Annotated in this window: 21 protein-coding genes; 13 read left to right on the top strand and 8 right to left on the bottom strand. The window is 43.4% G+C overall.

Features of this window, described 5'->3' with window-relative positions:
- Nucleotides 1–13 precede the first annotated feature (13 nt).
- From R7P35_RS13595 to queD, 3 genes are all read left to right on the top strand, one after another.
- Nucleotides 14–565: a hypothetical protein gene (locus R7P35_RS13595; protein ID WP_053318072.1), complete on the top strand. Its 552-nt coding sequence runs from the start codon at nucleotides 14–16 to the stop codon at nucleotides 563–565.
- 281 nt (nucleotides 566–846) lie between these two features.
- Nucleotides 847–1,008, top strand: a complete 162-nt coding sequence (locus R7P35_RS13590) for a hypothetical protein (protein ID WP_153904392.1) — start codon at nucleotides 847–849, stop codon at nucleotides 1,006–1,008.
- A gap of 345 nt (nucleotides 1,009–1,353) precedes the next feature.
- Complete coding sequence (gene queD / locus R7P35_RS13585; RefSeq protein ID WP_085344009.1) at nucleotides 1,354–1,731, top strand: 6-carboxytetrahydropterin synthase QueD; 378 nt, start codon at nucleotides 1,354–1,356, stop codon at nucleotides 1,729–1,731.
- A gap of 89 nt (nucleotides 1,732–1,820) precedes the next feature.
- Here queD and R7P35_RS13580 read toward each other — a convergent pair whose 3' ends face one another.
- The 5 genes from R7P35_RS13580 to R7P35_RS13560 all read right to left on the bottom strand — a co-directional run bounded on the left by R7P35_RS13580 (nucleotide 1,821) and on the right by R7P35_RS13560 (nucleotide 7,968).
- Nucleotides 1,821–2,288, bottom strand: a complete 468-nt coding sequence (locus tag R7P35_RS13580; RefSeq protein ID WP_017636099.1) for a GNAT family N-acetyltransferase — start codon at nucleotides 2,286–2,288, stop codon at nucleotides 1,821–1,823.
- 94 nt (nucleotides 2,289–2,382) lie between these two features.
- The gene (locus R7P35_RS13575) at nucleotides 2,383–4,098 is read right to left on the bottom strand and encodes an EAL domain-containing protein (RefSeq protein WP_042522777.1); all 1,716 of its coding nucleotides are present in this window, start codon (nucleotides 4,096–4,098) and stop codon (nucleotides 2,383–2,385) included.
- A 212-nt stretch (nucleotides 4,099–4,310) separates the two neighbouring features.
- Nucleotides 4,311–5,672 (bottom strand): L-serine ammonia-lyase, encoded by a 1,362-nt coding sequence (locus R7P35_RS13570; RefSeq protein WP_042522776.1) that lies wholly within the window; start codon nucleotides 5,670–5,672, stop codon nucleotides 4,311–4,313.
- A 97-nt stretch (nucleotides 5,673–5,769) separates the two neighbouring features.
- Nucleotides 5,770–7,023: an aromatic amino acid transport family protein gene (locus R7P35_RS13565; RefSeq protein WP_005388284.1), complete on the bottom strand. Its 1,254-nt coding sequence runs from the start codon at nucleotides 7,021–7,023 to the stop codon at nucleotides 5,770–5,772.
- A gap of 345 nt (nucleotides 7,024–7,368) precedes the next feature.
- Entirely contained in the window at nucleotides 7,369–7,968 is a 600-nt protein-coding gene (locus R7P35_RS13560; RefSeq protein WP_005376901.1) for a CoA pyrophosphatase, read from the bottom strand.
- Nucleotides 7,969–8,199: 231 nt separating this feature from the next.
- Between R7P35_RS13560 and R7P35_RS13555 the strand changes: the two genes are divergently transcribed.
- Nucleotides 8,200–8,739 carry a heme NO-binding domain-containing protein gene (locus R7P35_RS13555; protein ID WP_005388282.1) on the top strand — a complete coding sequence of 180 codons (540 nt, stop codon included), beginning with the start codon at nucleotides 8,200–8,202 and terminating at the stop codon, nucleotides 8,737–8,739.
- Nucleotides 8,740–8,746: 7 nt separating this feature from the next.
- The gene (locus R7P35_RS13550; protein WP_005376903.1) at nucleotides 8,747–10,447 is read left to right on the top strand and encodes an ATP-binding protein; all 1,701 of its coding nucleotides are present in this window, start codon (nucleotides 8,747–8,749) and stop codon (nucleotides 10,445–10,447) included.
- Between the two features lie 365 nt (nucleotides 10,448–10,812).
- Here the strand turns inward: R7P35_RS13550 and pabB are convergent, their stop codons facing one another.
- Entirely contained in the window at nucleotides 10,813–12,177 is a 1,365-nt protein-coding gene (gene pabB, locus R7P35_RS13545) for an aminodeoxychorismate synthase component I (protein WP_042522775.1), read from the bottom strand.
- 270 nt (nucleotides 12,178–12,447) lie between these two features.
- On the opposite strand from pabB, the gene R7P35_RS13540 reads away from it, so the two are divergent.
- The 8 genes from R7P35_RS13540 to R7P35_RS13505 all read left to right on the top strand — a co-directional run bounded on the left by R7P35_RS13540 (nucleotide 12,448) and on the right by R7P35_RS13505 (nucleotide 20,336).
- Nucleotides 12,448–13,965, top strand: coding sequence for a fumarate hydratase (locus tag R7P35_RS13540; protein ID WP_005376905.1), 1,518 nt, complete (start codon nucleotides 12,448–12,450; stop codon nucleotides 13,963–13,965).
- A gap of 174 nt (nucleotides 13,966–14,139) precedes the next feature.
- Complete coding sequence (locus tag R7P35_RS13535; RefSeq protein WP_005376906.1) at nucleotides 14,140–14,325, top strand: hypothetical protein; 186 nt, start codon at nucleotides 14,140–14,142, stop codon at nucleotides 14,323–14,325.
- Nucleotides 14,326–14,580: 255 nt separating this feature from the next.
- Entirely contained in the window at nucleotides 14,581–15,957 is a 1,377-nt protein-coding gene (locus R7P35_RS13530) for a YcjX family protein (RefSeq protein ID WP_005376907.1), read from the top strand.
- Nucleotides 15,954–16,994, top strand: a complete 1,041-nt coding sequence (locus tag R7P35_RS13525; protein WP_025767301.1) for a YcjF family protein — start codon at nucleotides 15,954–15,956, stop codon at nucleotides 16,992–16,994. The genes R7P35_RS13530 and R7P35_RS13525 overlap by 4 nt, the downstream gene beginning before the upstream one ends.
- 100 nt (nucleotides 16,995–17,094) lie before the next feature.
- Nucleotides 17,095–18,639: a transcriptional regulator TyrR gene (tyrR, locus tag R7P35_RS13520; protein ID WP_025767302.1), complete on the top strand. Its 1,545-nt coding sequence runs from the start codon at nucleotides 17,095–17,097 to the stop codon at nucleotides 18,637–18,639.
- A 36-nt stretch (nucleotides 18,640–18,675) separates the two neighbouring features.
- Complete coding sequence (gene rimJ, locus R7P35_RS13515; RefSeq protein ID WP_025767303.1) at nucleotides 18,676–19,260, top strand: ribosomal protein S5-alanine N-acetyltransferase; 585 nt, start codon at nucleotides 18,676–18,678, stop codon at nucleotides 19,258–19,260.
- Nucleotide 19,261: 1 nt separating this feature from the next.
- Complete coding sequence (locus R7P35_RS13510; protein WP_005376917.1) at nucleotides 19,262–19,849, top strand: HD domain-containing protein; 588 nt, start codon at nucleotides 19,262–19,264, stop codon at nucleotides 19,847–19,849.
- A 13-nt stretch (nucleotides 19,850–19,862) separates the two neighbouring features.
- Nucleotides 19,863–20,336 carry a DUF2947 domain-containing protein gene (locus tag R7P35_RS13505; RefSeq protein WP_017636094.1) on the top strand — a complete coding sequence of 158 codons (474 nt, stop codon included), beginning with the start codon at nucleotides 19,863–19,865 and terminating at the stop codon, nucleotides 20,334–20,336.
- A gap of 43 nt (nucleotides 20,337–20,379) precedes the next feature.
- Here R7P35_RS13505 and R7P35_RS13500 read toward each other — a convergent pair whose 3' ends face one another.
- Entirely contained in the window at nucleotides 20,380–21,342 is a 963-nt protein-coding gene (locus R7P35_RS13500; protein ID WP_017636093.1) for an integron integrase, read from the bottom strand.
- 15 nt (nucleotides 21,343–21,357) lie between these two features.
- On the bottom strand, nucleotides 21,358–21,629 hold a 272-nt coding region (locus R7P35_RS13495; protein ID WP_318092199.1), incomplete at its 5' end, for a hypothetical protein.

Here is a 21,629-nt window from a genome sequence, read left to right as displayed (position 1 = left end):
GGAGAGATCTAAAATGATCGCTAGTAAAAGCATTTTAACAGCAATGATTTTGGGTTTAGCTGGTGGCGCGTCGTGCGCCACCGCAGCGCAACTACCACGTTGCCCGACGGTAACGGAACAACGAAACCCGTATGATTATCATTATGCACGTTTGATGGAGAGCAAACTGTACTCGCGTGACTTTAAAATCAATGTTGCGCAAGGTGTTGATAATGGTTTGTCGGATGAAGAAGCGCTTGAATATGGCAGAGCCAAAGTTGCTGAAATGCATGGCTTTGGTAAGTCGGAACTTGACTTTAATAGTGCAATGCGTGAGGTGGAGCTAAAAGAGCAAATCGAAAAGTATAAGGTTTGCAAGTTCTATGAGGTTGAGTTGGGTGTTCATGGTGATTTGGTTACTAACCTTGATCGAGACAAAATTGAGCGTCAGATAGAAGAGGCTCAAGCCAAAATTGCAGCCCAAACCGATGACTGTATCTACGAGAAAATCAAGGGTGATTCCACCAGCGCAGCAATAGCCGAAATTCGAAGAATATGCCGTTTCAGAGCGCTAAGAAACATCTAAATACCATAAAAAGCCGCTAAATTGCGGCTTTTTGCTTTTTATCAAATATGTATAAAAAAATACCTCTAAATAGCCAAAAAGAACTGGATATATAAACAGTGGTCTGGTAGCTTATGCGCGTTTCCGATTTGTTATGAAATTCGCGAAATTAGACGCATATTTCGTTAAGTAATTTCACTTATGTCGGTAGCCAATCTATTTTTGTTTTTCATTATTTAGAACTTGCTAATTCTTTGGTAAATTATTTGACAGTAAACCACTCGGCTTTTAAGGAGAAAAAAATGAAATATACGTCAAATGACCTTAGAGTGGTCGCTACGCTTATGGAATGTGAAGCTTTGGATGAAGCTGCGAAGGAGTTTATTCAGCGAACAGTGATGAAGGCGGCCAAGCTGCTTGAAGCAGCCAAGTTTATCAACAATAGCAATAAAGAAGAGTCGTAACAGATATGCTTTGCGTGGCAATCCGGCCACTATCTCTGATAGATATGATTCTAATTTATTGATTAAAGGGGAACGCGAAAGTGCTCCCTTTTTTTGTGCTTTTTGGTGTGTGTATAGCTGGTGGCCGGATGTTGTGTATATCAGTTTAACTCACTTGCGCATTGCCTCTTAGCCGACGATAATGACCACATTATCGTTTCGTGTTTGCCCGATCCTTTTCTTAAATCACGCCGATTTGTGTGTATATCGGGGAGCACGAAAAAATACAGTGTGTATATAGGCGTGTATATGAGTTCATGTGTACACTATTTGAGTGCTGTAAAAGTCTATGTAAAACAGAGGTTTATGAAGTTGTCATCCCATTTGTCAGAAATATACAAAGAGTTTATGTTCGAAGCAGCACACCATTTGCCACACGTACCAGAAGGTCACAAGTGTGGTCGTTTGCACGGACACTCTTTCCTTGTTCGTCTTTATGTAGAAGGTGAAGTTGATCCACATACAGGTTGGGTAGTGGATTTTGCAGAGATCAAAGCTGCGTTTAAACCAATTTACAATCGCTTAGACCATTACTACCTAAACGACATTGAAGGGTTAGAGAACCCGACTAGCGAAGTGTTAGCAAAATGGATTTGGCAGCAGCTTAAGCCAAGCTTACCACTGCTAAGTAAAGTAGAAATCAAAGAAACGTGCACAGCGGGTTGTATTTACAAAGGCGAATAAGTCACTTTCTATTGAGCATTAAACAAAGGCAAGCGAGAAGCTTGCCTTTGTTGTATCTGAATGGCCCAATTTTGATTATGCTTCACCAGTTAGCTTAATGGGTGTCGTAGAATCCATTCTTTTTCATTATCACCCAATGTTGTTTCCTCTGTATTAATGAATCCGCACGCATCAAAAAAACTGATAGCGTATTGCTGACTTTGTGGAACAGTGGCGCAAAGAGAGGTGCTTTTAGGGTTAATGGTATACGCATAAAGGAACAGTTTACGCAATGCCTCACTCCCAACCCCTTGACGTTGGAAACGTTGATCAATCATCAAGTACTTAAGCTCCAGTTCGTATCGTTTAGCAAACGGCGCATGTTGGGAGAAACCTTTATCGATAACAAGATAGCCTACTAATAGATCATCAGAATAAATCGTAAAGAACGCCTCTGACTTACTACGTTTTTGATAAGCCATTTCAAACGGTGTAAAAAATCCTTTTTGCTCTTCTTGCACATCCAATTGCATCAAACTTGAAAAATCTTTCAGTTTGGTGGGTTTAATCGCAATCATCGCTCAATCACAAATTGGCGGCATACCTTTATGCCACCACGAGTTTTTATAGAGTATTAGATCTATTTTAAGTAACTAACCGAGTGAAGAAAAGCTAGCAATGAAGAGGGTAATAATAACCTTGGTGAATATAGGCGCCCAATGTTGTGAGTAAGTGAGCACTGTCTGCCGTTTCTACGCCTTCAACAATGACCGTGCAGCGATACGTATTGCCCATAGCAATTAACTGACGCAAGGTTTCTATCTTTTTATCATCAGATTTTAGGCCAATAACAAATTCTCGGTCGATTTTGAGGTAGTCCGGATTCAGCTTGCTGATAAGCGCCACATTATTATTGCCGGTGCCAAAGTCATCAATACTGATTTTACAATCCAGAGCTTTTAGTTTCGCGACATTGTCATAAATCTCAGAGGTATAGTACATCGATGCATTTTCTGTGATTTCGATTGTCAGCAAACGGCAATCCCGATTAGATAGCTCTCTATATAGGATTGAAAAGTTACGCCCTCGCAGCAAAGAAGGACAAACGTTAATGCTGATAGGGATGGGCAACGCTTTTTGTTTGGTGTAGATGGAATCAATCACCAGTAAGGTATGAGTTAGCAGCAATCCATTGCGGATCAGTGTTTCAATAAACCGTTGCGTATTTTTTACCTTAAACCGGGAGAGAGCTTCGTAGTGCACAATCTTTTGTGCCGAAGTGTTATAAATCGGCTCCAGTTTTATTTTGAACTGTCGAATTGCGCACAAGTAAGCCATAAAGGCTTGTAGGGAGCGGTGACGCAGTATAATGAGAAAAAGTAAGCTCAGTAGAATGATACTTTGAAACGGCCCAGAGATGTAATACACCTCTTTATAGCCACTATTCTTTACGTGATAATTGAAAAAGCGTTCATTGGTGTTACCAATCTCTAACGACGTTCCGGTATTCGTTGATAGCTTCATACCGGAAAGAAAAAAACGTGAAATATGATTTTCAACATTGTCGGATAAGTTAATGTTTTTAACACGAACCAAAACAGTTGCGTTATTTAAGTCAAATGATTGGGTAGTGTAATTGCTATTGTTACTCCACTCTTCAAACGCTTTTTTGCTGACAGGGACAACGGTTTCTGGAGTGACTAAGCATCGAATATTGAAACGATCTAGCATCATGCTCGACTCCACCAACTTCACATTATCAAATAGTGACTTCAGTTCGCTTTCATTAGCAAAGCAACTCCTGCGGGAAAGGTTCTCTGCAATTTCGAAGGCGTTATCCAGATAATTATGTTTAACGATGCTGTTTATCGCGTAGTAACAGATAGCAAAGAAAATGATCGCAGTGATCAACACAACCCACATTGCTTCTGAATAGATCTTTTTATTACGCAGGCAAATACGAAGCGCTTTGCGAAGACTATTGGTTGTGTATTGATTGATCTTCTGTTGATGTTCGATGCCATTCTGATGGTTATTTTGCATAGTAAAAGGAATGAAGTATCCGGTCCGGTGAATGTTTTCGATAATGTTTTTGTTAGTGGTTAAATGTTCTTCCGTGAGCTTGCGAAATTTCTTTCTTAGAGCGGCCACCGCGTTTTTAAAGCCATTTTCAGGCAGTGTCATTTTGTATTGTTGAGTGATTTTGCTTTCTATTAACCGCTGACTAATCGGCGTATTTAAACTGCCGTATGTGGCGATAGTTGACAGAATGGCGTACTCATTTGGGTTGACAGGAATGGAGTGGTGGAGTGACTGATTGAGCTCTAGAGATATTTCGTTTTCGGACAAGCAAACGCAGATTTGGTTTCCAATTTCAAACCTAATCATGTGTTGATGTGCTCCAAGTTTAATTTTTGGCTACGTTATCAATAAAGCTAGGGAAGAGATGTGATTTTTTACTGAGATATCCATAATATTTGGATATATTCAACGTTTTAGGTTTTTTTTTACTTGTCCTGATAACGTATTCTCCTAGGTTTTTGGGGTATAAAAAAACCCGAGCATAAACTCGGGTTTTGATTGGTATTCAGAAAGTCGTATTAGCAAATCACTTTGATTGCTAGACCACCTTGAGATGTTTCGCGGTATTTCGCGTTCATGTCTTTACCTGTTTCTAGCATGGTTTCGATAACCTTATCTAGAGAAACAGTTGGAGCTGAAGAGCGACGTAGTGCCATGCGAGTTGAGTTGATTGCTTTTACTGCCGCAATACCGTTACGCTCGATACATGGAACCTGAACCTGACCTGCAACTGGGTCACACGTTAGACCTAAGTTGTGCTCCATCGCGATTTCTGCTGCCATACATACTTGCTCTGGGCTACCACCCATAAGCTCAGCAAGGCCTGCTGCTGCCATAGAACATGCCACGCCAACTTCACCCTGACAGCCAACCTCTGCACCAGAGATAGACGCGTTGCGCTTGTAAAGACCACCGATTGCGCCAGAAGCCGCAAAGTAACGGATGTAATCTTTTTCAGTCACAGTTTGGATGAACTTATCGTAGTAAGCCAGTACCGCAGGGATGATGCCACACGCACCGTTAGTTGGTGCTGTAACAACGCGGCCACCTGCTGCGTTCTCTTCGTTTACTGCGAAAGCAAACATGTTTACCCAATCAACAACAGACATTGGGTCGTTTGTCGTCTTTTCTGAAGTAAGTAGCTGCTGGCGAAGTGCTGCTGCACGACGAGGCACGCGTAGTGGACCAGGCAAAATACCTTCTTCATTCATACCGCGATCCATACACTCGCGCATTGTGCGCCAGATGTTCGCGAAATAAGTACGAGTTTCTTCATCTGAATGAAGCGCATGCTCATTCTTCATGGTTAGTGCGCTGATGGACAATCCACTTTCGTGGCATTGGTTAACCAGTTCCTCTGCCGTTGTAAACGGGTAAGGTACTTTTACTGGGTTCTCAGCTTCTTTACCGAAATTTTCTTCATCAACGATGAAACCACCGCCGATAGAGTAGTAAGTCTTTGAGTACACTTTTTCGTCTTCGATCCACGCGTGGATCTGCATGCCGTTTTCGTGTAGCTCTAGGTTTGTTTTGTGGAAGTTCATTCCACCTTCACGTGGGAACGATACTGTGTGACAGTGCATGCCAACAGGAAGGCGTTCAGTTTCTTCTACACGAGCGATAAAGCCCGGGATAGAATCGATATCAACTTTCTCAGGAGTGTTGCCTGCAAGACCCATGATGATAGCAATATCTGTGTGGTGACCTTTCCCTGTCAGTGATAGTGATCCATAAACGTCAACGGTGATTTTAGTGATGTCGCGCAGTTTTCCCATTGCACGAAGATCATCAATAAACTCTTTACCCGCTTTCATTGGGCCTACAGTGTGTGAGCTTGAAGGTCCAACACCGATTTTATAGATATCAAAAACACTAATCATATCGATTACCTCAGAAGAAAGCCTCCCAAGGGGAGTTGGGAGGCTTAATTTTATCGTTATATTTTTGGATTAATCATACTGCACTGGGCAGAGATGATTAAAGAGCGCCGTAGATTACAGAACTAATTGCAGCAAGACCACAGATTGCTGTGAAAATTTGCACAGGTGCTGAAGTTTTGTACTTAGCCATCGCAGGAACTTTTTGCATTGCGAAGATTGGCATCAAGAATAGGATTGCCGCAATCATTGGTGCACCCATTGTTTCAATCATACCTAGGATGCTTGGGTTAACGATAGCAACGATCCAAGTTGTGATTACAATGAAGATTAGAGACATCTTCTCGATCTTGCTTACTGGTGATTTTGAACGAGATTTCACTAGACCAACTAGACCTTCGTGCGCACCTAAGAAGTGGCCAAAGTAGCTAGAGGTGATCGCTGCGAAAGCAACCAATGGACCCATGTAAGAGATCAGTGGAGATTCATGCACGTTTGCTAGGTAAGAGAGAACAGAGATATTTTGTTCTTGCGCCGTTGCTAGTTGCTCTGGAGACAGAGAAAGTACAACAGAGAAAACGAAGAACATAACAAAGCCCATCAGCATCATTGCTGCGCCACCAGTGATAGCGTCAGTTTTCTTAACTGCGTCATCACCATATACACGACGTTGCTCTTTAGAGAACTGAGAAATGATTGGGCTGTGGTTGAAAGAGAACACAATAACAGGGATTGCTAGCCAAACGATAGCTGGCATTGCACCCCAGTCAGGTGACACTTCCATCATTGAAGTGTTCCAACCAGGAATTAGGTATACAGACAGTGCTAGTAGGATGAACACGAGAGGGTAAACCATTGCTGAAGTTGCTTTCAGCATAAGCTCTTTACCGAATACTACGCCTGCTGTCATTGCAGCAATAAGTGCACCAGAAAGTAGCCAGCGAGGAATAGATTCCATGCCCATTTGGTTAACTAGGAAAGAGTCAACTGTGTTTGTGATACCAACACCGTAGATAAGTACGATTGGGTAGATAGCGAAGAAGTAAGCGAACGTAATAAGGTTTGCGCCAGTCTTACCAAAGTGCTCTTCTACTGTGTCGGTGATGTCCGCTTCAGGGTTTTTCGCAGAAAGAACGAAACGAGCTAAAGATTTGTGTGCGAACCAAGTCATTGGTGCTGCGATTAGGGCTAGGATTACTAATGGCCAGAAGCCACCTGCACCTGCTTTAATAGGAAGGAACAGTACACCTGCACCTACTGCCGTACCAAAAAGGGACAGACACCAGGTAAAGTCTTTGTAAGAAAACTTACTAGACGATTGTGCGGTAGAAACCGCAGAAGTAGTTGTATTCATTTTTTAGTTACTCATTTTGGGAACAGGAAATAAGTCGGGAGTAATTTTGCAAGATTTTACACTAGGAAAATTAGATCTAAATCATTTATTGCTTACGCTTATTGAATGATATGTCAAAAACCTGCTTTTTATCACGAAAATGATGTGCTACTCGTGATTTCTGCTAATGAGTAAAATTAGAAAAACTTATCAATAGGGCTGTTTGTATAAATTTATTTCACCGCAAGCGTTTGCGGTGAAAATGGAAAATTAATCTAATGTGAATGAATGTTTATGAAGCAACGTTTTATTAATATTGATGCGCATAATGATCGCGCCTATAAAAGCACCGATATCAACAACTGTTTAATGTGAAATAATATGTTTTTGCATTGATTCGATAATTTGTGCCGTCATGCCCCAGATGAAATGCTGTCTATATGGGATAGCAAATACACGATGACTGCTTCTTTTTAGGTCAAATTTGGTGCTATACAATTTTTTGGGGTTCAGAATATGGTTGGCAGGAACCTCAAAAACTGACTCTACTTCATTTGGGTCAATATGCGTTTTATATTCCGGAGAAACAAAAGCCAAAAAAGGTGTCACATTAAATTGACTAATCGTTGGTAGTGTAGGCAGTTGACCAAACACATGAATATGCTCATCTTCTATCCCAACTTCTTCTTTGGTTTCCCTTAAAGCGGTATTCACGAGCTGAATATCTTCCTGCTCATATTTGCCACCGGGAAAGCTGATTTGTCCCGGATGATGGCGTAAGTGGGCTGCACGCTTAGTCAGAATGACTTGTAACCCGTCATCGCGTTCCACAAAACCGATTAAGACTGCCGCATCTCTCAGGGACTTTTCTTTCATCCATTTCAGTCGTGCAAGGGACTCTTTGTGGTAGCCCGTTGGAAGCCGAAATTGAAAGTTCTGTAGTAAATGAGTTTTGTCGATAACCAAACTGAGTCCTTATTTATCGTGCCTAACCATTATTTATTATACTCAAAGACGGCAAAGCGTATGGCGTTATCGTTACTGGTTACCAAATAAAACATTCGCATTAAAGCACTCGCCAGCACTTTCCCTCTTTGTGTTGTGTGTCTCACTCTGCTTGAACATATTAATTTGAAACTTATAAGGTTATACACCATTCTTTATTTTAGGACGTCACTATAGGACAAGTATTGGCCAATGAAAGGGATTATTTTCACCGAGTTCATGGAGTTAGTAGAAGAGAAATTCGGTCTTGATGTGTTAGACCAAGTTCTCGATCTTTCTAACGATGAAGGTGTTTACACCGCTGTTGGTAGTTACGATCACAAAGACTTGGTTAAGTTGATCGTGAATCTCAGTAAAGTATCTGGTGTTCCCCCCGAGCAACTGCAAGAAGTGTTTGGAGAGTGCGTCTTTTTGAATTTACTTCGCTCCATTCCTAGTCACGCCAGTTTGCAACAGTGTGAAACGACGTTTCAATTTGTTCGCCATGTTGAAGATTTTATTCATGTCGAAGTTAAGAAGCTCTATCCTGATGCTAACCCTCCGCAATTTGATTTCATTAGTGAAAATCAATCCCAATTGGTATTTGACTACCACAGCGCAAGATGTATGTCTCACGTATGCTTAGGATTGATAAAAGGCTGTGCTGCGCATTTTGGTGAGGTAGTTCATATCAAACATCAAAATCAGTCAGAAGATGGTAGCAAAGTACGTTTTTGGTTAGAGGCTCAATAAGAACGATATGACGGGAAGTTCCTCATTAGAAAGGAAACTCAAACGAGAAGTTGCATCAAGAAAAGCAGCTGAGCAGCTGTTGGAACAGAAAAGCTTAGAGTTATATGAATCCAACCAGCAACTCAGTGTTGCATTGAAAAAGCTGGAGCTGAAATCTAAAAAGGATCTTCGTAAGTTTGAGTTTGAAGAGCAAATTGATGCGACGTTGATTAAGTTCGGTCGTACTTTTTTATCGAGCACGTTCGATGAAGCAATGATAGCGAGCTTTATTGAGCAGCTCACTTCTAACTCGATCATTTCTGCGGCTTACTTGTTTCTTGACGCTACAAAGCTGAGCTCATTGCGTCGTCATCACTTTGGTCACTTACAGCTTCGTCATAACAACGAGATTTTCACCACTCCTAATTGGCAGGGAGAGAATTTGCATTTGCCAGTTATCATTGATGGGGAAACGGTTGGGGAGTTGATTTTCTCCGTGTTGCAAGATCAAATCGATCAGTCTTTTATTTCCAAACAGATGGAGCTCGTGTCTGACTTAGTTCATGGTGTTATTGGTCGACACTTAAGTTTAGAGCGAGAGGTCGAGCTGAGAAAGCGGGCTGAGGAATCAGAAAAAGCGACGAAGGAGTTTGTCGCCATGATTAACCATGAGCTGCGAACTCCTCTCAATGGCGTATTGGGTAGTGCGGAGTTATTGAGTCGAACCCAATTAGAAGAAGAGCAGCGTCAATACTTGAGCAATTTGACTCAATCAGGGGACTTATTGAGAGTTATCATTAATGATCTTCTTGATTTCAGTAAGATGAATGCCGGTATGATGGAAATCATACATAAAGTTTTTGCCTGGGAGGAGCTTGAAAAAGCCATCATGGGTGTATTTGCAGCTAAGGCTGCGGAAAAACGCATCCATTTCTCTATCGACAAAAAGCTGGGGATCCCTGAATTTTTAGTCGGTGACTTAGAGCGCATTACACAAATTTTGGTTAACTTGGTGGGAAACGCGATTAAGTTTACTCACTTGGGTGGTGTCGTGTTACGTGTGGAATGGCTTAACGGCACGGCTTATTTTGAGGTTGAAGACACTGGTATTGGCATCCCAATAAAAGCACAGCCGTCACTCTTTGACCCATTTGTCCAAGTTGATCGCTCGGCGAAACGCAGCTTTGAAGGCTCAGGTTTAGGTCTCGCGATTTGTAAAAACCTCGTGGATTTGATGCAAGGTCAAATTAGCTTTGAGAGTGAAGAGCGCAAAGGGACAACTTTTAAAGTTGCTATTCCTCTTGAGGAAGGGCAAGCACAAGGCACAGCAGAGGGGGAATTGGTCACTATAGAGCGAAGCGATTTAGCAGGACGCTCAATATTAGTGGTTGATGACATCAGAATGAATCAAGTCATTGTTACTCAAATGCTGAAAAAACTCGACATTACACCTGATTTAAAAGCCAACGGAAAAGAAGCATTAGAAGCGGTGAAAAGTAAAGACTACGAACTGATATTCATGGACTGCCGAATGCCTGAAATGGATGGTTATGAGGCGACGATGTATCTGAGAGAGCGTGGCTTTACTCATCCTATTATTGCATTAACCGCTGGCACTACCATCGAAGAGCGTCAAAAGTGCATTGATTCAGGCATGGACGACATCCTCACTAAGCCGTACACCGCAACCGATATCGAACAGATTATGTGTAAGTGGCTTGAGCAGTAGACGCTGCCTCTTAAAAAGTATGTTTGTTGGCCAACGGCTAAAAGCTAAAGTACATGCAAATAAAACACACAAAAAAACGCACCACACCGGATAATGCCGATCATTTAACGATGTTTTTTGGGTCATTCTAGCGAGCCTTGGCGAGACTAAGAATCTAGTAGCAGCACGCCGAGCGGATAATGAAACAAATTTGACCACAAAGTGCTTGAATAGAAGAACCTGTATCACGCTCTTTCGTCGCTGTGCAGGGTGATGAGATACAGAAATATGCCACTCGCTGTTAAATGAGCGGCATTATCCGTTCTGGAGGCGTTTTAGATTGTTTTCGTCAATAGCATTAAAGCGGCGTTGTGTGCTGTTGAAACCTACGATTGCAGCGCTGGCAAAATCTTTGAAAGCTTATCCAACGTTTCTTGATACTCAGAGGCGCAATCGCTATCTGCCACGACGCCGCCGCCAGCCCAAGCGTAAAGTTTGTTTTTTTCCGCTACAAGAGTTCGGATAGTAATGCTGGTGTCCATACGACCATGGCGTGAAATGTAGCCAATACTGCCGCAATACGCGCTGCGTCGATGCGGCTCCAGTTCTTCAATAATCTGCATTGCGCGAACTTTAGGTGCTCCCGTAATTGAACCGCCTGGAAAACACGCTCGCAGCAAATCCGCAGGAGCGTATTGTTCATCCAAATTTGCACGAATGGTGCTCACCAAATGATGCACGGCAGGGAAGCTTTCAATATCGAACAACTTTGGCACGTGAACGCTACCCGGTGATGCAACCCGACCAATATCATTACGCAGCAAATCGACAATCATCAGGTTTTCTGCCTGATCTTTTTCCGCTGTCTGCAAGTCATGGGCATTAGCGTTATCTTTCTTTGGATCTTCGCTGCGTGGGCGAGTACCTTTGATTGGTTTTGTTTCAATGACGCGATCTTTGAGCTCTAAAAAGCGCTCTGGAGAGATACTCAAAATCGAAGACTCAGGCATACGGATAAAAGCGGAAAATGGCGCTTGGTTGGCGGACTCTAATTTTAGATACGCTTGCCACTCACTGCCTTGATACGGTGCGTTAAAGCGTTGCGCCAAATTGATCTGATAACAGTCACCGCTCAACAAGTATTCTTGCACCTTGTCAAAGCGAGTGGCGTAGCTCTCTTTTGTCATGTTTGACTGCCAAGCACCAGACAAAGCGAAGTCAACGGTTTGTTCTGCTTTTTGCTCGTTTAACCATTGCCAAGCTTGCTCGATGTTCTGACCGACTAAGCATGCTTTTTTAAGCTTGTGGTCAACAACGACGGCCCATTCATACAGACCTACCGCCATATCCGGCGTGTTGAGATCTTTTTCTGCCACTTCTGGCATCGTTTCTACGCGGCGACCTAAATCGTAACTGAAGTAACCTAGCGCACCGCCGACAAAAGGCAAATCCAATTCTTTATTTAACTCTACGTGAGGAAGCCACTGTTCTTGCATCTGATGAAGCAGCGCAAATGGGTCATCTTGAGTTGAATAGGCATTCGATGGCGTTTCAACTTGTGTGTTGTCGGCAGTGGTTTCTAACGTTGCAATTGGGTTGGCAACCAATACATCGAAGCGGCTATCGATATGCGTTTTTGATGCAGAACGCAGCAACATCGCCCAAGGCTGGTGTTGAATGCGAGAAAAAAGGTGAAGAGCAAACTCTGGTGCGTATTCCAACGCTTTAAAATCAATGAATTGATTGTCCATGTTGTTCATTTGTGTAATTTGTGACAAAGAGATCGTTCACTGCATGGCATGTCATGGGCAGCAAGAGTATCATATTCCTCTGTGTAGCCAAACTCCCTCTATTCATAGGGTTTTGAGATGGTTTACAAGTAGGCAACTTCAGCATTTCGTGTGTCGATATCAGCCGTTCGACAATTGTTTATAAAAAACGAAGCTCAAAAGAGCAATAAGCTTAACAAACACGATTGAAGCCAAGCCAATAATGGAAGCATAACTATAACGAGGCATGTAATGACGGTAATACGCAAGCAGGATGTGATCAGCAGTGTCGCTGATGCGCTACAGTATATTTCTTACTACCACCCGCTAGACTTTGTTCAAGCTCTTGAAAAAGCCTATCACCGCGAAGAGAGTCAAGCCGCGAAAGACGCGATTGCTCAGATCCTAATTAACTCCCGAATGTCCGCAGAAGGTCACCGTCCAATTTGTCAGGATACTGGTATTGTGACGTGTTTCGTCAACATCGGTATGGGCGTGCAATGGGATTCGACCGACATGACGGTTCAGCAGATGGTAGATGAAGGTGTTCGACAAGCGTACACGAACCCTGATAACCCGTTGCGTGCGTCAGTACTTATGGACCCTGCTGGTAAACGTATTAATACCAAAGACAACACGCCTGCCGTCGTACATATCAACATGGTTCCGGGCGATAAAGTTGAAATTCAGATCGCTGCGAAGGGCGGCGGTAGCGAAAACAAAACTAAGATGGTGATGCTAAACCCATCTGACGATATTGCTGAGTGGGTAGAAAAAACGCTACCAACAATGGGGGCGGGCTGGTGTCCTCCTGGCATGCTTGGCATTGGTATCGGCGGTACGGCTGAAAAAGCAGCGGTATTGGCAAAAGAATCTCTAATGGAACACATCGATATTCAAGAGCTTATTGACCGTGGCCCACAAAACGCAGAAGAAGAGCTTCGTTTGGATATCTTCAATCGCGTGAACAAACTTGGTATCGGTGCGCAAGGTCTTGGCGGTTTGACGACTGTTGTCGACGTTAAAATCAAAACTGCGCCAACGCACGCGGCTTCTAAGCCTGTTTGTTTGATCCCGAACTGTGCGGCGACTCGTCACGTGCACTTCACGCTTGATGGTAGCGGCCCAGCAGAGCTAACACCACCTAAACTAGAAGATTGGCCAGACATCACTTGGGAAGCGGGCGAAAATACGCGTCGCGTAAACTTAGATACAATTACTAAAGAAGAAGTACAAGAGTGGAAGACAGGCGAAACGGTTCTTCTATCAGGTAAAATTCTGACTGGTCGTGATGCTGCGCATAAACGTATTCAAGGCATGCTAGATAATGGCGAAGGTCTGCCTGAAGGTGTAGATCTAAACGGTAAGTTCATTTACTACGTAGGCCCTGTTGATGCAGTTGGTGATGAAGTCGTTGGTCCTGCTGGCCCAACAACATCAACGCGTATGGATAAATTCACCGATATGATGCTAGAAAAAACAGGCATCATGGGCATGATCGGTAAAGCTGAGCGTGGCCCTGCAACGGTTGAATCTATCAAGAATCACAAAGCGGTTTACCTAATGGCTGTCGGTGGCGCTGCGTACTTGGTGGCGAAAGCGATCAAGAAAGCTCGCGTTGTCGCATTTGAAGATTTAGGTATGGAAGCGATTTACGAATTTGAAGTTGAAGATATGCCAGTAACAGTGGCTGTCGACTCAAATGGTGTTAACGCGCACCAAATTGGTCCAGACACTTGGAAAGTGAAAATTCAAGAGATGGAAGCATAAGGCAAAGGGCAATCTTGCTGCGTCTCAGTAGAGAGAATGTGACAAGGTGCTGATTTACCTAGCAAACAATTGACAAAAGTGCAGCGAAACCTGCACTTTTTGTCTATATAATTAAGGATATAAACCTTTAGGCATAGCAATCAAACGTTATGCGAACAATAATTAGGAGACGGCATGCCTCGTTTTATTCAGATTCTACAAATTATTCTTGCTGTAGTGATAGGTGGCTTTGTTGGCTATGACTTGATTCTTCACGGTATCAGCATCTTTGATGAAAAGTACGTGACCATCACATGTGTGTTGTGGCTGATTTTAGAAATCGCTCTATTTGTTATCTATAAGTTGATCGAAGACGACTAGGCTTAAAGAAAGCGGGTTCCTGTTTAACATAGTAATCAGCGCATATAGATTAACTAATGCTGTAGATTAAGTAAGCCTCTGAACCACTCAGGGGCTTTTCTTTTTTGATACAGCATTAAGCCGGATGTTTTGTTCATCTTTTATTAAGGTATATAAAGTTAAACTCATAGAATTCGGGATAGAACAGTATTCATAGCTCGAAATTCGAAGTCGCTGACAACGTTGTTTTAAAGTGGAGTAAGATAAAGAAGCGTAATGAAGAGAATAAAGAAAGAAGTTAATGACTTTATCAACAGAGGTATGGACTCTAATGTTCGAATTGCTGTCACCGGACTTTCTCGTGCCGGTAAGACGGCATTCATCACGTCATTAGTGAATCAGCTTCTTCATACTGCAACCCATGACAATTTGCCTCTTTTGACTGCGGCTAGAGATAAGCGCCTTATTGGAGCGAAGCGTGAGCCTCAATCGAATATGATGGTGCCACGCTTTGCTTACGATGAGGCGATGAGCCAAATTCATGCCACTCCACCTCAGTGGCCAGTACCGACACGTGATGTGAGTGAGATTCGCTTAGCGCTCAAGTACAAACCAAATAAAACTACGAAAAAGCTGTTGAGTAAAACCGCAATTTTAAATGTTGATATTATCGACTATCCAGGAGAGTGGTTGCTCGACCTGCCTTTATTGGACATGGACTTTGCAACGTGGTCGCAAACTCAGTTTGATGCACTTAAAGGCCAGCGTGGCGATTTAGCCAAAGCTTGGCTTTCTGAACTGGAGAAAGTGGATCTCTTTGCAGAAGTGAATGAGAAACTACTTGAGAAAGTTGCACACACATACACAGAGTACCTTCATTCTTGTAAAGACTCTGGCCTTCATTGGGTTCAGCCTGGCCGCTTTGTATTACCTGGTGAGCTAGCAGGCGCGCCGGTGCTACAGTTTTTTCCGTGTCGTGCTGATTCGGAAAGCAAAGCGCCCAAGGGCAGTAACTTAGCGATGCTAGAAGCCCGTTTTCAGGAATACCAACAGAAAGTAGTGAAAGCGTTTTATAAGCATCATTTTGCGACCTTCGATCGCCAGATTGTACTGGTGGATTGTTTGCAGCCTCTCAATGCCGGTGATGAAGCGTTTTACGACATGCGCCAAGCGCTAGAACAGATCATGCATAGCTTCCGCTATGGTCGTAGTAGCTTTTTGCGTCGTTTGTTCTCACCAAAAATCGACAAAGTGTTGTTTGCTGCTACAAAAGCGGATCATATCACGCCCGATCAGCACCCAAATTTGGTGTCTCTGCTCCAACAAATGGTGCATCCAGCATGGCAAACGGCAGCCTACGAGAATATTGAGATGAGCTGCATGAGTATCGCTTCCATCCAAGCAACCACGACGGGGTTTATTTCCTCTGGAGATAAGACCATCCCGGCGTTACAAGGAACAACATTGGGTGGTGAGCCGATGACTATGTTTCCCGGAGAGGTGCCGAAAAAGCTACCAAATGCAGCTTATTGGCAAAACAACGGGTTTGATTTTACGTCGTTTCGTCCGATGCCCTCACCGAATGATGAGCCAGTGAAGCACATACGCTTAGACAAAGCACTGGATTACCTGATTGGAGATAAATTGAAATGAGTGAGTTGAAGCAAAAACAAGTTTTCTCTGAAAAGGTAATGGAAAAAGATCAGCAATCGAATCAACCGGAGTTGACGGCGCAGCAAACATTCGGCGAAAAAGAAACATTTGTACCTGTTGAAGTTAAAGAAGCGCACCAGGAGACCGAACAGGAATTGCAACTCGAGCATGTCATTCGTCCAAAATCGGGCAGAAAATGGCTCGCGACTGGCGCATTTGCAACTTTTGCTGGTTTGGTTGGCTGGCAAGCGTTGGACTCGGTTATAACCGCAATTCAGGCTTCTGATTGGCTGGCCTTAAGCTGGACGGGGTTTATTGCTGCGATCGCTTCGCTTGGTTTAGGAGCTATGGGTAAAGAGCTTTGGAAACTGCGAAAACTACGAAATCATTTTAGTGTTCAAGAAGAAGCAGAAGCACTTGTTAATAGTGAGAGCGTTGGGAAAGGGAAAGCCTTTTGCGAAACCGTAGCAGAACAAAGTGGTGTGATGGCAGAGAATCCGGGCTTTGATCGTTGGCAGAACAGTATTAACCCTGCTCATAGTGACGCTGAAATTCTTGATATGTATGACTCGATGGTGGTGAGCCAACAAGACAAGTTGGCAACGAAAATCGTATCACAGCACGCAACCGAGTGTGCGGCCCTAGTCGCCGTGAGCCCTCTGGCTGCCGCTGATATGTTGCTGGTGGCTTGGCGAAATTTCAAAATGATCGACAACCTCTCCAAGGTATATGGGGTAGAGCTAGGTTATGCATCTCGCATCAAGTTACTAAAAGCGGTATTTGTCAATATGGCGGCGGCTGGTGCCAGTGAGCTCGCTATTGATGCCAGTATGGATTTGATGTCGATGGATCTTGCTGGCAAAGTTTCTGCTCGTGCGGGGCAGGGGCTAGGTGTTGGTATTCTAACGGCACGTTTGGGCTTGAAAGCGATGACCTTATTGCGTCCACTACCCTGGTATCCTGACCGTCAGGTTAAGTTGGGCACCATACGCAAGGCAGTGGCGGCGAAAGTTGCATCAATTACGATGAAACCGTAACGAATATCAACTTTGATGGATAGGATTGCTTGACGCCATTCCAAGCATGATAGAAACTACTGTCAACTTTTCCTGACAGTTGTGAATTGGGATATTTTAAGTGCGTCTTGAAGTCTTATGTGAAGATCGACTCGGCTTGACCCGAGAACTGCTCGATATTTTAGCGTCTAAAAGCATCGACTTGCGTGGTATCGAAATCGATATTAGCGGTATTATCTATTTGAATTGCCCGGATATTGATTTTGATACGTTTAGTGAGCTGATGGCTGAAATCCGCCGTATTCCGGGGGTGAAAGACGTACGTAAAATCCAGTTTATGCCGATGGAGCGCCACAATACGGAGCTGCTCTCGTTAGTTGATAACTTGCCCGATCCTGTTTTTGCCATTGATCTTAAAGGTGCCGTAGACATGGCAAACATGTCTGCACTTTCATTGCTTGGCCTTCACAAGCAAGAAGTGATTGGTACTCAAATCGGTGCTTTGTTACCAAGTGTTCGTTTCTCTCGTTGGTCTGAGGGTGTGAATGGCCGAACACGGGAAAACCTTGTGATTGAGGGCTTGGACTATGTTCTAGAGTTGATGCCCGTTTATATCCGAGACGAAGCGCAAAACTCGACTCTAGCGAGTACTCTAATGACGATTCGCTCTAGTCAGCAAGTTGCCAGAATTGAAGAAGCGCTACCGCTGCATAACCCTCTGGGTTTTGAGCACTTTGTTGGTATATCGAACCGTCATAAAGCACTAATGAACCAAGCTAAGAAGCTGTCTGTGCTTGACCAACCATTGTTGATTGAGGGCGAAACGGGGACCGGTAAAGAAATGCTTGCTAAAGCTTGCCACAGCCGTTCTAGCCGCGCGAGCAAGCCATTCCTAGTTTTGAGTTGTGCTTCGATGCCTGACGATGTAGCAGAAACCGAACTTTTTGGTCATGCGCCGGGTTCATTTAATCATGAACAAGGCCACAAAGGCATCTTTGAGCAAGCAAATGGCGGGACGGTATTTCTTGATGAAATCGGTGAAATGAGTTCGCATCTTCAAATCAAGCTGTTACGTTTTCTACAAGATGGTAATTTCCGTCGTGTCGGTGCAGAAGATGAGATGCATGTCGATGTTCGTATCATCGCTTCAACAAAACATAACCTTGCCGAGCTTTCTGAAGCAGGAATGTTCCGTGAAGATTTGTATTATCGTCTCAACGTACTTACGCTCAGCATTCCTCCGTTACGTAAGCGCTCAAACGACGTTGCACCATTGCTTGAGTTGTTTGTGGCGAAACATGCTCAACAGCTTGGGATTGATAAGCCAGAGTTTGATGATGGTCTAGTTGATGCCCTTGCAAATTATCAGTGGCCAGGAAACATGCGCCAGCTGGATAACATGGTTCTTCGAGCGCTCACGGAAATGGATGGTGATATACTAAACGCGGGTCACTTCAATTTACCTCAGCCTCAGTCAGTCGGCGCTGGTAGTGCAACGCTTAACATCGACGGTTCTTTGGATGAGATCATGCGTGATTATGAATCTCAAGTTCTGGAACGTTTGTATCAGTCATTCCCATCAAGCCGTAAGCTTGCTAAGCGCTTAAATGTATCGCATACCTCAATCGCTAATAAACTGCGTGATTACGGTATCCGTAAGAATTAATCGAATTGAACGAAAAGACGGAATTAATCATTTGTAATGGAAGATAACAGCTCATCTATCGCCGTTCATATGTTGGACGGTGACTTGCTTCTTCGTACCGCTGAAATCGGTGACGCAGATATGATTGCCGAATATTTTCAAGCGAACCGAGAATACCTGAAACCGTTTGAACCGAAACGTGAAGAGGCTTTTTTCTCAGTGAACGGTTGGTTGCAAAAGCTTATCAAGCTCAATGAGCTGCATCGAATGGGATTGGGGTATTATTGCCTTTTAGTCAGAGCCTCTTCGGGTGAAATGCTAGGTACGATATCCTTTAGTAGTTTGAGTCGTTTTCCTTTTTATTCTTGTAACGTCGGATATTCTCTCGCTGAAAAAGCGCAAGGGCATGGTTATATGCGTCGTGGATTAACCATGGCTTGCGACTACATGTTTAACGTTCAGAAACTGCATCGTATTCAAGCTGGCTACATGCCTCACAATAAACGCAGTGAATCTGTGCTAGAGCATGTAGGGTTCAACCGAGAAGGGTATGCAAAAGATTACCTTTTGATTAATGGTGAGTGGCAAGACCACGTTCTAACGTCGCTTATTAATCCGAATTGGCAGCAAGAAGGGCGATAGTATGGAACGATTGGAAAAGCAGTTAGCACTTGTAATCGAGCTCGATAAACTCAAAAGCATTTTGCGCCGAACTCGAGTTAAAAGTGCTGAAGGGCGCCTCGAAAATAGTGGTGAGCATAGTTGGCATGTCGCACTGATGGCAATATTGATGGAAGAGCATGCGAATGCACCTGTTGATATTTGCCGAGTGATGAAAATGTTATTGATACATGACGTAGTAGAGATCGACGCGGGCGATACCTTTGTTTATGATACTGCTGCGTCTCAAGAGCAAGCAGAAAAAGAAATTAGAGCTGCAGAGCGCTTGTTTGGTATGTTACCCAGCGATCAGGAGCAAGAGCTATTGGCGCTTTGGCATGAATTTGAAGCCGCGCAGACCGATGATGCTAAGTATGCAAAAGCACTCGATCGGTTAATTCCAATGCTCTTGAACTACCATAATAATGGTCAGAGTTGGAAGGAACATGGTGTCTCACGCGAACAAGCACTTACCATTAATAAACGAATTGAATTTGGCTCTGTTACCTTATGGGACAAAGCGAAAGAGTTGATTGAAGAAGCCACAGAGAAAGGTTGGCTGAAATCGTAATAAAGGAGACTGAATGTCTTATTTGCCTTTGGACGAATACCAAAGAAAATGGATTTTTACGCATCAGTCGATGCCTGTGCCAGAAGAAGATTTGGCTTTTATTAAGCCGATGAGCCAAGCCCGCTCAGCACAATTTTGGAAAGAAAATATCAGTGCTCAAAGCCCTGATATGGATAGACTAAGTTCCCAAGACTGGCCAATGAACGAGGCGAATTGGTCTGAAACTGTGGATTGGATGGCTGCGTGGGAGTCGGATGATCCTGACATGCCAGCGGAAGCTGAGGCACATATCGATTGGCAAGACGATGTAACCGTTTACTTTTGCTACGAGAAGTACAATGTCATCGAAACGAAATGGTCTATTTTTAAAAAGCACTGGAAGAACTTTCTCTTTTATGACGATGGTCCGATACTAATAGGACGTCGCCGTTCGCAAGCACTTTGGTTTGATTCAAAAGGCAATGTGAAACTCGGTGTTCGTCAATAACGAGTTGTAAAGCAAAGCCACCTTTCGAGGTGGCTTTGTTTTTCTAAAGGCTGGATAATGGACTCAACACACCGCCAGCCCCGCGCTCGATAACGTGAGTATAGATTTGCGTGGTTTTTACATCAGTATGCCCTAATTGTTCCTGAACAGTTCTAATGTCTGCGCCAGATTCCAATAAATGCGTGGCAAAACTGTGTCTTAGTGTGTGGCAAGTTACAGTTTTCTCAATGCTTGCGTCGCTTGCCGCGCGCTTTACCGCTCTTTGTATTGCGCTTTCATTGATATGATGCCTTCTGAGTTCACCAGTGTCTCGATCTGCGCTTAACTTTGTTGATGGAAACAAAAAGTGCCAGTTAAAATCTAGCTCCGCTTTTGGGTATTTACGTCGTAAACCTTCAGAGATATATACGCCCGCATAACCAGGCATGTGCCTATCTTTAAAGTAGTAGTTTCTTGCTAAATTAACTTGAGCTTTGAGTGGTTCATGTAGTTCTTTGGCTAATGTGACTGTACGATTTTTACCTCCTTTTCCTTGCCAAACGCGAACTGCACCATAATCATAATCGATGTCTTGAACTCTTAAGCGTAAACATTCCATAACTCGAAGCCCGGAGCCGTAAAGTAGCTGAATATGGAGTCTATACCTCGGGTCGATATGCTGAACGAATCTTCGGATCTCCTCCCTAGTTAACACAACGGGAAGTTTCTTTTCGGTCAAGGATTTCTGAAATCTCATATCAAGTGATAGTGGGGTTTTAAAATAATCACGATATAAAAATGATATTGAGTTCAGCGCCAAAGCTTGCGTTTTTACCGCAACTTTTTCTTCTACCGCTAAGTAACTCAGAAATTGAATGACATCATCTTCTGCTAGTGTTGATGGGTGGGCGAGCTGGTGAAAAGTGATAAAACGTTTTATCCAAAATAGATAACTTTCGATAGTTTTATTCGCATAATGACGAGTAAGCATGTGCTCTTTTACACTAAGTAAAAACTGACTTTTCATGATAAATTAACCTGTTTATTTATACAGCTCCGTTAATGTATCACCACTTTTGAAATTAGCGTGCTGTGCGCCGCCTAATTGCGCGCGCCACCACACATATTCATACTGTTTTTCTATTTGTTTCATGCATATAAGTGCTACGATTGATAGCGCTTTTGATAAGAAAGAAGGCGGTAGCCTGCCAGAAAAACGGCAAATCGCCGTATAGAAAGCGTTAGTTGCCAAGAGGATAAACGTAACCAAATCACAAGGTTTAAGGTTAGAAATGCTAAAGTTTGGAAGTGAAT

This window comes from Vibrio sp. Vb0304 (genome assembly GCF_033338995.1).
Classification (GTDB): domain Bacteria; phylum Pseudomonadota; class Gammaproteobacteria; order Enterobacterales; family Vibrionaceae; genus Vibrio; species Vibrio alginolyticus.
Note: the sequence above shows the minus strand (reverse complement) of the source record. Positions and strands in the feature narration are given on the sequence as shown.